The organism is Campylobacter sp. LMG 7929, from assembly GCF_024723595.1.
In the GTDB taxonomy this organism is placed as follows: Bacteria; Campylobacterota; Campylobacteria; order Campylobacterales; family Campylobacteraceae; genus Campylobacter_D.
In genome coordinates this window covers 53515-69647 of the sequence record NZ_JANQCY010000009.1, presented here as the reverse complement: position 1 = coordinate 69647, position 16133 = coordinate 53515, and the positions used below count along the sequence as shown (strand labels likewise).

Sequence of the window (16133 nt, the reverse complement as noted above, 5' to 3'; positions counted from 1 at the left end):
CAAAAAGCATTCCAGAATTTTACTATTCTAAATTTAAATCCATATTAGTTTCAGCATCTAATTCCTCATCTTCTTCTTTAGGACATTTAGCAATGCTTACCACTTCATCATTTTCCACATTAACAACAATTACACCACTTGTGTTTCTACCTGCTTTTCTAATACTTTGCATATCAACGCGTATCATCTTACCACTGCTTGTTAATGCCATTAAATCCATACTTTCATCGACTATGACTATTCCGATTAAATCTTTTGTTTTAGCAGTAAGTTTCATGCATATTACACCCTTACCACCTCTACTTTGAAGTCTATATTCACCTGCATCAGTACGCTTACCTATACCTTTTGCGCTTACGCTTAAGATTTCTTGAGCGTCATTTTCTATAACAACAGCACCCACAACTTCATCATCTTTTTCTTTAAATTTAATCGCAGTCACCCCTCTACTTACGCGGCCAATCTCTCTAACTTTAGCAAGTGGGAATTTAATACACATACCTTTTTTAGTAACTACAAAAAGCATTTTACCACTAACAATTTCAAGCTCTTCGCTATTTTCATTTGTTTCAATTTCCAGATTATCTTCTGCTTCTAAGTTTTCGTCTGTATTTATATTTACAATTTCATTTTCATCCCTTGCTACGATAATTGCAGTAACAAGTTCATCATTTTCATCTAGATTAATCGCTTTTACACCCACGCTTCTGATGTTTTGATATTCACTTAAATTTGTGCGTTTTACGATACCATTTTTAGTAAAGAAACACAATGATTTGCTCTCATCAAAATCAGTGGTTGGAATAATTGCCATGATTTTTTCATCTGCTTGTAGATTAATGAGATTAACCACAGCTTTGCCTTTAGCAGTTCTACTTCCTTCAGGAATTTTATAAACCTTAAGCCAATAAAGCTGTCCACGATCAGTAACAAACATCAAGGTATCATGTGTATTTGCCGTAAAGAAACTTTCTATAAAATCATCATCATAAGTTGTAACCGCGACCTTGCCTTTACCACCGCGTTTTTGTTTTTCATATTGCTTACTTGGAACACGCTTAATATAGCCACGATGAGTGATAGTAACTACCATATTTTCATTTGGTATTAAATCTTCTATATCAATATCATCATAGTCATCTTCAATTTGAGTAATTCTTGGTACATCAAATTTTGTTCTGATTTCTTTCAACTCATCTTTGATTAAATTTTCAAGCAAAATTTCGCTTTTTAAAATTTGATCAAGCCTCTCTATTTCTGCTAATAATTCTCTTAATTCATTATCGATTTTTTCTCTTTCAAGTCCTGTTAAACGACCTAATTTCATATCTAAAATCGCATTAGATTGAAGCTCGCTTAAGCCAAATTTTTGCATTAATAAATTTTTAGCCGTTGGATTATCAGGAGAGTTTTTAATCAAAGCTATCACTTCATCAATATTATCTAGTGCAATTTTTAAACCTTCTAAAATATGCGCTCTAGCTCTAGCTTTTTGCAGCTCATAAATAGTTCTTCTAATAATTACAGTTTTTCTATGATTTAAGAATAAATTTAAAAGTTCAATTAAAGAAAAAACTTTTGGTTCTTTATTATGTATAGCAAGCATAATCACACCAAAAGTGCTTTCCATAGTGGTAGATTTAAAAAGATTATTTAACACAATCTCGCTCATAGCATCGCGTTTTAACTCAATTACTACGCGAATTCCTTCTCTATCACTCTCATCTCTAACTTCAGCAATGCCTTCGATTTGTTTTTCTTTAGCAAGTTCAGCAATTTGCTCTATCAATCTTGCTTTATTGGTTTGATAAGGAAGTTCATCTATTACAATAATATCTTTATTAGCTCTTTTTTCAATATGGGTTTTTGCTCTTACTTTTACCCTACCACGACCTGTGCGGTAAGCTTCTATAATACCCTTTTTACCAAAGATAATACCACCGGTTGGAAAATCAGGGCCTTTGATAAATTGCATTATTTCTTCTAAGCTTGCATTTTTATTATCAATTAAATAAAGCAAACCATCAATAAGCTCATTTAAGCTATGCGGAGGAATATTGGTAGCCATACCTACTGCAATACCACTTGAACCATTAAGTAATAAATTTGGCACCCTAGCAGGTAAAACATCAGGCTCACTCATAGAATCATCATAATTTGGTATAAAATCAACTGTATCTTTTTCTATATCACGCAAAAGTTCTTCAGCTAAAATCGTCATCCTAGCTTCAGTATAACGCATCGCAGCAGCACCATCACCGTCAATAGAACCAAAGTTTCCTTGCCCATCTACGCTTGGATAACGCATAGAAAAATCTTGTGCCATTCTTACTAAAGCATCATATACAGCTGTATCACCATGTGGATGGTATTTACCGATAACATCACCCACTATACGCGCTGATTTTTTATACGCACTACGACTTCCAACACCTAAATCATTCATAGCATATAAAATTCTTCTATGAACAGGTTTAAGCCCATCTCTAGCATCAGGTAAAGCACGGCCTATAATAACACTCATAGAATAATCTAAATAACTACTCTTTATAGAACTTTCTATATCTATATTTTCAATATCTGAATCTTTAGTAAAAATATTTTCCATAAAAATCCTTAAAATTAATCTTTATATTTTAGCAGATTATTCTTTTGCATTAGCTAAAACTAAAGCAAAAAGTACTTCGATGTTATTTTTTTCTAAAAACTCTCTTGCTTCAAGCAAACTTAATCCCGTAGTTACAACATCATCTACTAAAATCACAGGATATTTTGGACACTTTAAAAGCTTATAAGATCTTTTATTATCTTTACGAAATTGCAAACTTTTTCCACTATATTTAAATTCTGAATTAGCTTGCAAAGCATGATACATGGGTTTTATAAATTGAGTTTTTAAATGTTTGGTTAAAATAGCAGTATGAGAGTAGTTTTTATATGTTTTATCATCCAAGGCTATGGCATTAATTTTACAAGAGGGTTGAAAAAAATCTTTAAATTTAGCAAAACTTAATTTTGCAAGCGCATTTAAAACAAAATATCCTTGAAATTTGTGTTTAAAATAAATTAGATGTTTAATTTGTTCATATTGATAAAAATAATAAACCTTAAAACCTTTATCAAGTTCTCTTATACCTAAAGAATATTCTAAAAGCTCTTCCTTGCAAGCTGGACAAAAGCTCGCAAAGGAAAATCCATGGCAACTAAAACACCTCACAAAGAGCTGATAATATCTGCAGATTTATTAGCTACTTGCTTTATAAGAAGCTGAGTGAAGAAAGGCAAATCTTTAATATTATAAAAACCTTTAACTTCTTGTTTAGTTTTAATGTTAATAGTTTTATTAGTGTTAATATCTTTTAATGTTAGCTGACTAGCAATAATTGAAAATAAAGAATTAGAATCAAATTTAGAATAAAAATCATTAAAACTTAAATCTACTCTTAAAACATAAGGAGAATCTTGTGTATTTTCAACCACTACTATACCTCTATTTTCTAATTCTTCTTTTAAAAACACATAAAAATAGTAGTTAAAATTTTCATTAATATAATAATTATTTCCATTAGAAGAAGAATATTTCAAATTCTCATTTAAATCATACACTCTATGAATATAAACTTTTTTCAAAGAAGCACTTTTATCAATTGTTCTTTTATTTGTACAATACTTAAGTCCTACATCACTAATATACACAAGACCTTTAATTTTTGCTTCATATGCTTTAGAATCAGAAGGATTATAACACTGTGCTTGGATTTTTATAACTTCATTAACCTTAGCTACACCTTGATTTTTAGGGTTTACAGCACAAGCGCCAAAAAACAAAGCTAAAATACATACGAACATTTTTTTAAACATTATCTTTCCTTAAAAGCAATCATCTTTTTGATTAAGATGATTTTTAATCAGCAAAAATTATACCAAAAACAAATGAATTTTACTAAAAATTACTTTTTTTCACACAAAAATAATTTTGTAAAAAAAAATTATATAAAAATTAATATTTAAAAGAAAATTCATTTAGAATATGTTACAAAACTACAATATTTTAAAGGAGTTGTTAAATGAGTTCAAACACAAAAACACTTATAGTTATTGCTGATTTAGTGTTATTTATCGCCTTGCTTTATTTCTCCCCTTTTGGCGAAACTAAGGTAAACCAAGGATTATCCCTGTTGATCTTTATCGCTATATTGTGGCTTAGCGAAGCTTTGCATGTTACTATTACAGCTATTTTAGTACCTGTTTTAGCAGCCATCTTAGGATTATTACCTACTGCTAAGGCTTTAACAGGCTTTGCTGATTCTAATATCTTTTTATTTTTTGGTGGTTTTGCTCTAGCAGCAGCCATGCATCATCAAAAACTAGATAAGCTAATTGCGCATAAAATTTTAACCCTGGCAAAAGGACATTTAGGTTTATCAAGTTTATATATTTTTATCACTACTGCATTTTTATCTATGTGGATGAGCAATACTGCAACCGCAGCCATGATGCTTCCGCTTGCTATAGGCATGCTAGCTTCACTTGATCCACAAAAAGATAGAAATACTTATGTTTTCATTCTTTTAGGCATAGCTTTTAGCGCGAGTATAGGTGGTATAGGCACTATAGTAGGAACCCCACCAAATGCTATTGTTGCTACTCAATTACACATTAGCTTTGCACAATGGTTAAAATATGGTATTCCTATTGTTTTAATCTTTTTACCTGCAATGATTTTAATTTTGTATTTTATGTTTAAACCTAAATTTAATCTACAAGTTGATTTACACACTGAAAATATAGAACTTACAAGACCTAGAATCATTACTTTAGTAATCTTTTTAGTGGTTGCTCTATCTTGGATTTTTAGTGGCAATATAGGTCCTATCATCACAAGTATTTTTGGACATAAAATAGCAAATCTTGATGCAATTATTGCCTTGCTTGCAGCTGTTTTAGTATGTGCATTTAAAGTAATTGATTGGAAAAATGTACAAAAAAATACTGATTGGGGCGTGTTAATGCTCTTTGGTGGAGGTATTACTCTAAGTGTAGTATTAAAAGATTCAGGTGCTAGCAAGGTTATGGCTGACACCATTATTTCATTTATAGAAAATGGACATTTATTTGTTATAGGCTTAATCATAGCATTTTTTATAGTATTTTTAACAGAATTTACCTCAAATACTGCTTCAGCAGCCTTGCTTGTGCCTTTGTTTATCTCTATAGCAGATACTTTAGGTGTTCCTGCTTTAGGACTTGCTTTAATTATTGCTATTGGCGCTTCTTGTGCTTTCATGCTACCAGTTGCTACACCACCAAATGCTATAGTTTTTGGTACTGGTCATATCAAACAACAAGAAATGGTAAGAGTAGGAATCATACTAAATATATTCTGTTCAATTAGCCTTGCAATAATTGCATATTTCTTCTGGTTATAATCTTTTAGTCCTTTTGGACTAAAAGGTCTTTACATCTTAAAATATATTTTTTTACATTTTCACTTTTATACAAAGCTTCTCTTATACACACACCTGCTAAATTTAAATCTTTTAAGTGGTTTATAGTTTGAGTATTTATGCCACCTATGGCATAAATGGGTATTTTTGAAACTTCTAACAAATCTTTTAAATTCTTAATACCTTTTGGAGCTAAATCAGCCTTACAAGAGCTTTCAAATACATGTCCAAAAAAAGTATGACTTACTTTAAGCTTATAAGCTAAATCTAATTCTTCTTTAGAATGGATGGAAGTACCCAAAAGCTCAAATTTTTTATAGCTTTGTAGGCAATTTTGTAAAACAAATAAAGGAGCATGAAAAAATTGATGATTTAATTTTAAACAAACTTCATAATGATAATGCAAAAAGCAAATCTTTTGAGTTTTATTAAAAATTTTTAATACTTCTTTGGCTAATTTAGCGTATTCTAACTCATCTAAATGTTTTTCTCTAAGCACTAAAGCATCAATACTACTTTGGCTTAGTTTTTCAATAAAATTTAAAAAATCTTCTTGTGTGTTTTGACTATCGCTAATAGCAATGACTTTTTTATCCCACATAAATACTATCGCTCATTATAGCTTGCAAATTTGCATTTTTTAACATAACTAAAACCTCATCAACACTACGCATATCACTAATTTGAAACTGATCATCACCTTTTTTATCGCCTTGATGCTCACCTACTCCCACGCTCACACCTGCACTCATTTTAGTAGCTCCAAGTTTAATAACCCCGTCTCTAAATCCTGCTCTTTCACGCGTAGAAATCGTAATACCTGCAAAAGGTAAAAACAATCTATAAGCACATAAAACTTGCAAAAGTCTTGTTTCACTTACATCTTTTGGATGAATTTTTTTATTATTAATAATAGGTCTTAATCTAGGGATAGACAAAGCTATTTCAGCATGAGGGTATTTTTGCTGTAAAAAATACGCATGCAATGCCGTAGCAAAAGCATCTTTTCTAAAATCATCTATACCAAGTAAAGCTCCAAAAGCAACCCCTCTCATACCAGCTTTTAACGCTCGCTCTTGCGCATGAAAACGATACTCAAATACACTTTTTTCACCTTCAATATGAATTTTAGAATAAGTTTTTTGATTGTAAGTTTCTTGATAAACACTTACATATTCGCAACCCTTCTCATGAAGCAATGCATACTCATCTACATTCATAGGATAAACTTCAATCCCAACGACCTTAAAATACTCTTTTGCTATCTCACAAGCTTTGGCAAGATATTCTACGCTAGCATACTCCCTGTCCTCACCCGTTAAGAGTAAAATTTCTTCCAAACCACTTTTTTTAATCTCTTGCATTTCTTTGTGAATTTCAGCCTCATTTAGCTTAGCTCTTTTAATGTTATTTCCTTTTTGAAACCCACAATAAGTGCATTTGCTATTGCAAAAATTAGAAAGATATAAAGGTGTAAAAAGCAAAATGGAATTTCCAAAATATTTTTGAGTAATCTTGCTTGATTTTTGCGCCAAATCTTCTATAAAATCTTCCGCTGTGCTTGAAAGCAAGGCTTTTAAATCTTCTAAGTTAAGATAATCTTTAGCTAAAGCTTGTTTTACATCAAAAGCGCTAAATTTACTTTCATCAAAATTTTCAACTTCTTTTAAAACCTTAGTTGAAATTTCACTTTCAATACTTTGCATATGAGGATATTTTTGCATTTTAATCTCTTAAAAAACCACTCAAAGGCGAGCTTGCACTTGGCGTGCTTTCATTTGCTATGCCTGCTAAATACGCATTATATCCTGCCTCTATAGCTAAAGCAAAAGCCTTTGCCATTTTTGATACATCTTTAGCTTGAGCTATGGCAGTATTTGCTATCACTGCACTTACTCCCATTTGCATGGCTTCACAAGCTTGTGCGGGATTTCCTATGCCCGCATCTACTATAATAGGCAAGCTAATTTCATTAAGTAAAATTTGTATAAATTCTTTAGTTTTTAAGCCTTTATTGCTTCCTATAGGAGCTCCAAGAGGCATTATAGCAGCAGCTCCTGCATTAGCCATAGCACGTGCTGCATATAAATCAGGATACATATAAACCAAAGGTGTAAAACCCTCATTTGCTAAAAGTTCTACTGCTTTTATACTTTCATAATTATCCGGTAATAAATATTTACTATCGCTAATTACTTCAACCTTAATCATATCTCCACAACCAAGCTCTCTTGCAAGTCTTGCTATACGCAATGCCTCATTAGCATTTCTTGCACCTGAAGTATTTGGTAAAAGCTTAATATGCTTTGGGATAAAATCAAGTATATTTTCTATGCCTTTATCATTTACCCTACGCAAAGCTAAGGTGATAATCTCAACTTTTGCTTCTTCAATGGCTGATTTTATAAGCTCAAAAGAAAATTTCCCAGAACCTAAAATAAACCTAGAATTAAACTCATATTTTCCTATTTTTAATTTTTCCATTACTCGCTCGCTAAAAGTTCTAAAACTAAATTTGCTTGATGTCCTGCGCAAATATTTACACGCGGTGCCATAAGTCCATTGCCTACCTTTGCCTCGTTTTTTAAATCACCGCAAACATAAAAGTTTTTTGCGATTTTTCTTGTTTGTATGCTGTTGCTATCGCCATATCCTGCTAAGCCAGAAGCACAAATTAATGTTTTTTGAAGATAATGTTGGTGAAAATTTTGTGCTAAAAGAGCTTTATATTTTGCACTATCAAAGGCTTCGCAAACAATATCATCATTTGTAAAAAGTTCGGCTATATTTTCTTTTTCTATTTTTAAAACTTGTGCAAATACTTCTATAAAAGGATTAATTTTAGCGATTTGATCTTTTAAAGCTTCAGCCTTAAATTTACCCAAATCTTCCACCATATAAGCTTGGCGGTTAAGATTGCTTGGCTCCACCACATCAAAATCAATCAAATGAAGCCTACCAACCCCACTTCTTGCTAAATTTATAGCTATATGCGATCCAAGCCCACCAAGCCCACACACTGCTACACTTGCCTTTTTGAGTTTATCATGAAGCTTTGGAGTATGTCTTGCTCTCATCATAGCATCAAGAGCTTCATATGATGGTAAAGTATTTTTTTCTATACAAAAAAGCTCATCATTTTCTTTTAGCTCCAAACTTTCTTTTGTCGCAAAACCATTGATTATCCATACATCATTTTCATTTTTACTCACACTTTGAAAAAATTCCAAAGTGTTTTTAAAATGCGTGTCTATCATACTACCATTAAATTTAATTCTCATCAACCACCACCTACAAAAGTAACAATCTCTACTTTATCATTTTCTTTTAAAATTAAATTTTCAAATTTATCCCTTGGGATAATTTCTCCGTTTAATTCTAAGGCAATAAATTCTATTTTCAATTGCTTTTCTTTAACATAATCCATAAATCTAAGCTCTTTTAACTCAAGCTTTTGTCCATTGATAATCATTTAAAACCTTTATTTATTTTACTTAAAATACTTACTCGCTTGCATTATTATAATTAAATCTTAAAATAATAGCTTCTTTTATCTCTCCAATATCAATAGCATCTTCTAAATTATAACCAAGTCTCAAAAGTAAAATTTCCAAATCTTTTTTAAATTTTATTTTTGTAGGTTTATTATGGTAGGTTTCGTTTCTAGCTTTTCTTATTTGACTTAGTTTTGTCTTAAGATGCTCTTTGGTGCCAAAACTTGGTAAGACTTGATTTTTATATATTTTTTTATCTTTAAATATATAAGCAAATTCACTCCAATGATCTATCAATATCTCTTCTAAATCAATCAAACAAAAATCATCAAAAATTTGCCAAGTACTATTATATTCATCTATTTTTTGACATCTCTTTTTAACTTTTTTTAAAAGATTTTTTAAAGCAGGATTAAAAACTTCTTCACTAGATTTAAACCAATCATCATCCAACTTATTATACAAATTTGCTATTTTTACTGCTAAAGTACTTCTTAGAGCATTTTCATAACATTGTAAAAGTAAAAAATTTGCTTGATGATTTTTACGTCTTTTGGAATAAATTTTCATAATTAGCTCAAACAAATCTTCGCATTTTTGATTTTTTTCTAGAATCTTTTGTGCTTCTTTGCAAGCTCCCCACAAATATCCAAAATGCAAAACATTGATCCCTTTTATCATTCTAAATTTAAAATCACATTTTAATTTAAAATTGATAAATAGCTTTTCTATTTTTTCATAGCTACTTACATCAAGCTCAAAAGACATTTTATTTCCTATTAATTCCATTTTAAAAAATTAATGATATAATTTTAGAAGTTTAGAGGGCTAACTTGCCGGTAGCTGCAAGGTACTCTTAAATGAGAGGCTACTCTAAATTCCTATTATATCCATGTTTTTTCCTAGTTAAAATTCTCTAATAAATCTTTAAAAACTAAATACAATTTTTCAAGTTCTTCTATACTCACTCTCTCATCAATGGCGTGAATTCTATCATTACACACGCCAAATTCTACTACCTTCACACCAAACTCAGCAAAATATCTTGCATCACTTGTGCCACCTTTGGTGTTAAGTTCTGGCACTATTTGAGTGATTTTTTGTACGCTCTCATTTAGTTTTTGTACGATTTTAGAATCACTTTGTGTTAAAAAAGGCTTTGAGCTTTGATTTATGCTTAATTCATAATCAAGTCCTTCACAAGTCTTTTCTACATAAGCTTTTACATCTTCTAAGCTAGTTTGTGGAGAATTTCTTACATTAAACATCAATTTTAAATCATTTGGAGTTACATTGCACACTTCCATACCACCGCGTATATCAGTAATAACAATTTTAGATGGTGCAAATACCTCATCGCCTGGATCAAGATCAAAACCTGCTAAAAATTTCAAAGCAGAAGCAAAATTATGCACAGGATTAATGCATTTTTGCGGGTATGCTACATGACCTTGCTTGCCTTTGATAAGTAATTTTGCATTGATAGAACCACGACGCCCTATTTTAATACTATCTCCAAATTTTTTATCACAAGTTGGCTCAGCAACCACAGCAAAATCAGGTAGCATATCTTTTTCTTGCATAAATTTAAGCACTTCAAGCGTGCCAAATTTAGCCTCGCCTTCTTCATCACTTGTTAAAATCAGCGAAATTCTTCCTTTGAAATTTTCCACTTCCTTAACCGCACACATAAAAGCAGCCACACCACTTTTCATATCTTGCGCGCCTCTTACATAAATAAACCCATCTTTTTCTAAAGGCTCAAAAGGATCACTACTCCAACCCTCTCCCGCAGGCACTACATCCACATGCCCACCAAAAGCCAAATGTTCCCCATCATCGCTAAATTTTTTAGTCAGCAAAAGATTTTTCACACCTTCTTTTTCTATAAAAAAAGCTTCAAAATCACTTAACTCCACTGCGATATAATTTAATGCTCCATCATCATCTGGAGTGATGGATTTAAATTTACTTAATTCTTTAAAAATTTCAACTACTTGCATGTTTTATCCTATAAAAGCTTTATACAGCATAGAAAGAGCAAAATACTCTAAAATAAATGCTGAAAAAAGATTGATATAAAATATATGTTTATTTCTTACAAGGGCTTTAAATTTAGACACAAAAAACGATAGAGTAAAAATCCAAAATACAATAAAACCCACCAAACCAAAAAGCAAAGCAAAAGAGTTTTTACTCTGCATACTAAGCCCTGCTACACTCACCCAAAAGCCTATAACATAAGGATTTGTAACATTTAAGAAAAATCCTTTACTAAAACCTTTTAAAGGATGTGTTTTATTTACCTTGTTAAGATCGACTTTTCTTATTTTTCTTAGCATTAAAAATACCATAAAACTCAAAAAGAAAAAGCCAAAAACAGCTAGTATTTTATAAAAAAATTCATTATTTGCAAAGCTTAAAAGCCCAAGATTAATCAAAATCAAAAAAAGAATATCAGCACTTAAAGCGCCAAGCCCAACGCAAAAAGCATTTTTAAAAGAAGATAAAGCAGTATTTAAGATCAAAATATTCACAGGCCCAAAAGGCACAGACACACCCATACCTAAAATTATGCCTTGTAAGATTACTTCTAGCATTTTGCTTCCAAGAAATTTTCTATATCGATTTTGATTTTATCAATAGCCGTGCAAACATCTTCTATATAAACTTTTGTGAAATTACTTTCTAAATATTTATCCTCATCAAGATTATTTAATATACTTTGCTTACATACTCTTGCATACTCTCCCACGGGTAAAACCTGCCCACTTGTGCCTATACATACAAATAAATCACAATTTTGTAATTTTTCATATAAAATTTTATAATTTGGCGCCATTTCTTCAAACATCACGATATTGTGCCTTACACTTTTGCTTTGACATTTAGGACAAATTTTACCATCACTACTTTCATAGCCTATGTTAAAAATATTTTCACACTCTAAACACCTAAGTTCAGGTAAAAAACCGTGCAAATGCACCACTTCTTCACAACCTGCTCGCTCTAACAAATCATCTACATTTTGCGTTAAAATACTAATTTGTTTTGGAAATTTTTGTTTTAATAAAGCGATGAATTTATGTGCGTGATTTGGCTTAACACCAGCTAGTTCTTTTCTTCTTTTATTATAAAATTCCAAAACTTTTTTAGGATTTTTTCTAAAGCCAGTTGCTGAGCAAACTTCCATTACATCATGCTCTTCCCAAAGCCCACCATTAGCTCTAAAAGTTTTTATACCACTTGGAGCGGATAAACCTGCTCCACTTAAAATCATCACTTGTTTCATTTAATAAACCTCATTATTGTTTTAAAGGTTTTACTATAATTTTACTTAAAGCTTAACCACCTTAGCACCAAAACCACCTTGATTAATTGGCGCGTCATTAAAGCTTTTTACACTTTTGTGAGCTTTTAAAAACTCTTTTACCGCAAAAGCTAATTTTCCTGTGCCTATACCATGATAAACTATCACCTCATCAAAACCCACCATCAAAGCATCAGAAATAAATTTATCTAATCTTTCAAGCGCCTCATCACTTCTTAAGCCGTGTAAATCTAAAGTCATATTTAAAGCACTTGGGCGGGTTACATTAACACTTGATTTTACCTTTTGTGTAGGGGTTTGATTGCTTTTTTTAAGAAGCTTTAAAGGCACACGCAAACTTAAACCATCGCTTTGAATCATCGCATCATTTTTTGAAATAGCTGTGATTTTACCTTTGATTTTTTCATATTTTACAAAATCCCCAACTCTAAGTTCTTCATTTTGTTCCATACTTGGTAAAACAATGCTTTTTTTAAGCTCATTGGCTTTGTTTAAACTTCTTTGTTTTTCTTTGATATCTTTTAGATTTATCGTTTTTTTAGCTTCTTCTATGGCTTTGTGATATTTAAGCTCTAAATTAGAAACAAGCTTTTTAAATTCTTGCTCATTTTTTTCTTTTTGATCTTTTAGTGAAAGTAAAATTTCATCTACCTTAGCTTCTTTTTTCTCAAACTCTTCATTTTTTTTGCGTAAAGAAAGTTCAAGATTGATATTTTTACTTACCATTTCTTCTAAATTTTCTTTATCTTCTCCATAAAGCTTTTTAGCATTTTGTACCAAATTTGCACTTATGCCATATCTTAAAGCCGTTTCAAATGCATAAGATTTGCCTATAGTACCTTTTAAAAACTCATATTTTGGGCGCGATAATTCCTCATCATACAAAGCAGCGATGAGTTCTACTTGTGAATTTTTGGCTAAAAGCATAGCAAGGCGTTTATGATGGGTTGTGATGATGATTTTATTATCTTGTTCTAAAAGCTTAGAAATAAGCTCAGTATATAAACACGCTGCTTCTTCAAAATCTGTTCCAAGCTCTATCTCATCAACCCCTAATAAAACATTTTTCTTACCCAAAAGCTTAGAAAAATGCAACATTCTTCCTGCAAAAGTAGAAATATCATTTTTTACATTTTGTGGATCTTCTAAAATCGCATCAAATTCTTTGAAATTGCCTATTTGGCTTTTTTGTGCATTAATTCCCATAGGAAGTAAATGCTTTGCAAGTAAAGCTGCACTTAAAATTCCTTTTAAAAGCATAGACTTACCACCTGCATTTACACCCGTGATGATTAAAACTTTTTTATTAAACTCTATATTAACACTTTTTGCATTTTTTAAAGCTGGATGTGCGAAGTTGTATAAGCTTAAATTATTAGAACTATCAGCTAAAACAAACTCATAATCATGTTTTTTAGCCATCAAAACTCTAGCGCTATAATGATCAAATAAATCAAAAGCATTATTAATAAATTTCAAAAACATCAAATTTTTATAAAAAACTAAGCTGATTTTTTTAGCATACTCATAAAAAATTTCTTCTTTGGCATCTTTGATTTCGTCTATTTGACTTTGGATTTTTTCTACACTCAAAGGCACCACATAAAATCCACCACCACTACTTCTACCTATGATTTTTGCTTTTAAGACATGATTAAATCCACCGCGTAAAAGCAAGGCTTCCATACCATTGATAAGATGGATTTGTGTATCGATCAAATACGCACTAAGATTTTTAGTATAGGTAAGTTTTTTAAACTCAGCTACCAAGCTTTCTTTTTTCATCTTTAAAGCTAAATTTAGATTAACAAGTCTTTCATCAACACTTTCTTTAATCTCACCCTTTTCATCAAAATACTCAAAAAGCTCTAAAATAGCTTGTGGAATTTCTATTTTTAAAAGCCATTCTTTTAAGCTTTCTTCAAATTTTAAGCCCTTTAAGTATCTAAAATACATACAGATTTTAATAAATTCAAAGCTTTGGCTTAAATGTAAAATTCCTTGCTTGCTAAGATGAGTTAAAGCACTATTTAGCTCATCTATCATAGGCGGGGGATTAAAATCTATCAGCGAAAGCTCATTAATCCTTTTATAATGAAGCTTGCTATCACCTTGTAAAAAAATTTCTTTATCTCTTGCAAAAAGTCCTCTAAAGTCTTCTATATAGCCATCTAAATCTAGCTTTTTAAAAAATTGCCCTTGCATTATTTATCTACCTTGCAATCTTTTATATCAAAAACATAGGCTTTAAATTGTTTATTTTTGCCATTTGAAATAAAACTTTGTGTTCCATGCTCGAAGTTAAAATACTCTTTGGTGACATTAATATCTTTACAAATTAGACTTTGTCCTTGTAAAAACGCATTGAGTGTTTCTTTTTTTAAAACCCCACTTCTTGTGGCACTTAACTCAAATTTAATCGCAAAAGCAATCATTAAAATCAACACTAAAATCAAAAGATAATTACTAATCTTACCTATTTTTTTACGCAAAAAAATGAAAAAAAGTAAAATCGCAAAAAAAGCTAAGATATATAAAAAAATCTTAAACATACTTTCCCCTGAGCTTTGTGCTAATATCTCCCGCACCAAAGCCTATTACCAAACCATTTTCAATCAACTCATCATCAAGATAAATAGCATTTTCTTCTCTTTTGATTTCTTTTATAAATTTAGCCTTTGGAAAGTATTTTTGCATATTAATCTCTATTTTAGTTTCCCCTGCTGCATACACAGGTAAAATATAAAGCTCATCAACATTTGCTAAAACTTCACTAAAATACTCTATATTTGCACTTAAACGCGTATAACGATGAGGCTCAAAAATAGCTATGATTTTTTCATATCCAGCTAGCCTTGCATACTCATTTGCTGCTTTAAGTGTGGTTTTGATTTCTGTTGGATGATGTCCATAATCATCAATCAAAGCCATGTTTTCATTTGCAAATAAAATATCAAATCTTTTTTTAATGCCTTGGTATTTTAAAAGCTTAGTTTTTAGCTCTTCTATATTTATAAATTCACTCGCAGCCAAAATAGCTAAAGCAGCGTCCATCGCTACATGCTCACCCATACCAAAAACACTAAATTCACCTAAATCTTTAAGTGTAAAATAAGTTTTTGGCTTAAAATTTTCTACTTTCATATAAATATTTGTGATATCTTTGTTTGGGTAAAGTTTTTTAGCGTTATTTAAATTTAAACTTGATAAAAACTCATCTTCAGCATTAATCACTTGAATTTTAGACAAATGCAAAAATTCTTCATAAGCTTTATGCAATCTTGCAAGATCATTTCCATAATGATCTAAATGTTCTGCTTCAACATTAGTCACTATAGCTAAATAAGGATTTGAGTTTAAAAAAGAACTATCACTCTCATCAGCTTCAAAGATGAGATTTTCACTTTCTTTATAAAGCATATTAGTGCCACTTTCTTTTAACACTGCGCCAATAATCACAGAAGCTTCTATCAAGCTTGCTAAAATGCTTGAAGTTGTACTTTTGCCATGAGCTCCCGCAACTGCAAAAACTCTTTTGTCTTTTAAAATCATAGGCAAGGCTTCTTTTCTTGAAAGTGTTGTGATGTTTTGCTTTTTTGCGCTAGTTAATTCTTCATTATCTTCTTTAATAGCAGCTGAATACACCACTAAATCCACATCTTTAACATTGTCTTTATGATGAGGAATTTTTATATCTATGCCTTCTTTTTCTAATTCTTTTGTGATTTTACTTTCTTTGATATCAGAACCACTAATCTTAAAGCCTTGTTCTTTTAAAAATCTCGCCAAAGCTGAAATTCCAATACCACCTATACCTATAAAATGAATTTTTTGCATTCTTGCCTCAAATTTTTTGAAAAT

At 30.8% G+C, this 16133-nt stretch carries 16 protein-coding genes; 1 reads left to right on the top strand and 15 read right to left on the bottom strand.

What is annotated here, in order from left to right; genetic code table 11:
- Window positions 1-22 precede the first annotated feature (22 nt).
- From gyrA to mapA, 3 genes are read right to left on the bottom strand one after another with little or no spacing between them, the layout of a single operon-like run.
- Window positions 23-2608, bottom strand: a complete 2586-nt coding sequence (gyrA, locus tag CAMP5118_RS05725) for a DNA gyrase subunit A (RefSeq protein ID WP_263679644.1) — start codon at window positions 2606-2608, stop codon at window positions 23-25.
- A 36-nt stretch (window positions 2609-2644) separates the two neighbouring features.
- Window positions 2645-3217, bottom strand: a complete 573-nt coding sequence (locus CAMP5118_RS05720; protein WP_337216830.1) for a ComF family protein — start codon at window positions 3215-3217, stop codon at window positions 2645-2647.
- Complete coding sequence (gene mapA, locus CAMP5118_RS05715) at window positions 3214-3861, bottom strand: outer membrane lipoprotein MapA (protein WP_263679641.1); 648 nt, start codon at window positions 3859-3861, stop codon at window positions 3214-3216. The genes CAMP5118_RS05720 and mapA overlap by 4 nt, the downstream gene beginning before the upstream one ends.
- A 206-nt stretch (window positions 3862-4067) precedes the next feature.
- Here mapA and CAMP5118_RS05710 point away from each other — a divergent pair, with 206 nt between their 5' ends.
- Window positions 4068-5429, top strand: a complete 1362-nt coding sequence (locus CAMP5118_RS05710; protein WP_263679640.1) for a DASS family sodium-coupled anion symporter — start codon at window positions 4068-4070, stop codon at window positions 5427-5429.
- Window positions 5430-5433: 4 nt separating this feature from the next.
- Here CAMP5118_RS05710 and CAMP5118_RS05705 read toward each other — a convergent pair whose 3' ends face one another.
- The 12 genes from CAMP5118_RS05705 to murC form a co-directional block, all read right to left on the bottom strand.
- A complete protein-coding gene (locus CAMP5118_RS05705) occupies window positions 5434-6048 on the bottom strand; it encodes a thiamine phosphate synthase (protein WP_263679638.1) in 615 nt (204 codons plus the stop codon).
- Window positions 6038-7171, bottom strand: coding sequence for a 2-iminoacetate synthase ThiH (thiH, locus tag CAMP5118_RS05700; RefSeq protein ID WP_337216829.1), 1134 nt, complete (start codon window positions 7169-7171; stop codon window positions 6038-6040). The genes CAMP5118_RS05705 and thiH overlap by 11 nt, the downstream gene beginning before the upstream one ends.
- Window position 7172: 1 nt before the next feature.
- Window positions 7173-7931, bottom strand: a complete 759-nt coding sequence (locus CAMP5118_RS05695; RefSeq protein ID WP_337216828.1) for a thiazole synthase — start codon at window positions 7929-7931, stop codon at window positions 7173-7175.
- Window positions 7931-8731 (bottom strand): thiamine biosynthesis protein ThiF, encoded by an 801-nt coding sequence (gene thiF / locus CAMP5118_RS05690; protein ID WP_263679633.1) that lies wholly within the window; start codon window positions 8729-8731, stop codon window positions 7931-7933. Before thiF ends, CAMP5118_RS05695 begins: the two co-directional genes overlap by 1 nt.
- On the bottom strand, window positions 8728-8919 hold the full coding sequence (gene thiS, locus CAMP5118_RS05685; RefSeq protein ID WP_066006795.1) for a sulfur carrier protein ThiS: 192 nt from the start codon (window positions 8917-8919) through the stop codon (window positions 8728-8730). The genes thiF and thiS overlap by 4 nt, the downstream gene beginning before the upstream one ends.
- Before the next feature lie 31 nt (window positions 8920-8950).
- The gene (locus tag CAMP5118_RS05680; RefSeq protein WP_337216827.1) at window positions 8951-9709 is read right to left on the bottom strand and encodes a CAAX protease; all 759 of its coding nucleotides are present in this window, start codon (window positions 9707-9709) and stop codon (window positions 8951-8953) included.
- Window positions 9710-9843: 134 nt separating this feature from the next.
- Window positions 9844-10944 (bottom strand): succinyl-diaminopimelate desuccinylase, encoded by a 1101-nt coding sequence (gene dapE, locus CAMP5118_RS05675; protein WP_337216826.1) that lies wholly within the window; start codon window positions 10942-10944, stop codon window positions 9844-9846.
- 3 nt (window positions 10945-10947) lie between these two features.
- Window positions 10948-11541, bottom strand: a complete 594-nt coding sequence (locus CAMP5118_RS05670) for a LysE family transporter (RefSeq protein WP_337216825.1) — start codon at window positions 11539-11541, stop codon at window positions 10948-10950.
- The gene (locus CAMP5118_RS05665) at window positions 11535-12233 is read right to left on the bottom strand and encodes an SIR2 family NAD-dependent protein deacylase (RefSeq protein WP_337216824.1); all 699 of its coding nucleotides are present in this window, start codon (window positions 12231-12233) and stop codon (window positions 11535-11537) included. Before CAMP5118_RS05665 ends, CAMP5118_RS05670 begins: the two co-directional genes overlap by 7 nt.
- A 45-nt stretch (window positions 12234-12278) precedes the next feature.
- A complete protein-coding gene (locus CAMP5118_RS05660; protein WP_337216823.1) occupies window positions 12279-14477 on the bottom strand; it encodes an endonuclease MutS2 in 2199 nt (732 codons plus the stop codon).
- Window positions 14477-14824 (bottom strand): hypothetical protein, encoded by a 348-nt coding sequence (locus tag CAMP5118_RS05655; RefSeq protein ID WP_214100544.1) that lies wholly within the window; start codon window positions 14822-14824, stop codon window positions 14477-14479. The genes CAMP5118_RS05660 and CAMP5118_RS05655 overlap by 1 nt, the downstream gene beginning before the upstream one ends.
- Window positions 14817-16109 (bottom strand): UDP-N-acetylmuramate--L-alanine ligase, encoded by a 1293-nt coding sequence (gene murC / locus CAMP5118_RS05650; protein WP_263679627.1) that lies wholly within the window; start codon window positions 16107-16109, stop codon window positions 14817-14819. Before murC ends, CAMP5118_RS05655 begins: the two co-directional genes overlap by 8 nt.
- Window positions 16110-16133 lie beyond the last annotated feature (24 nt).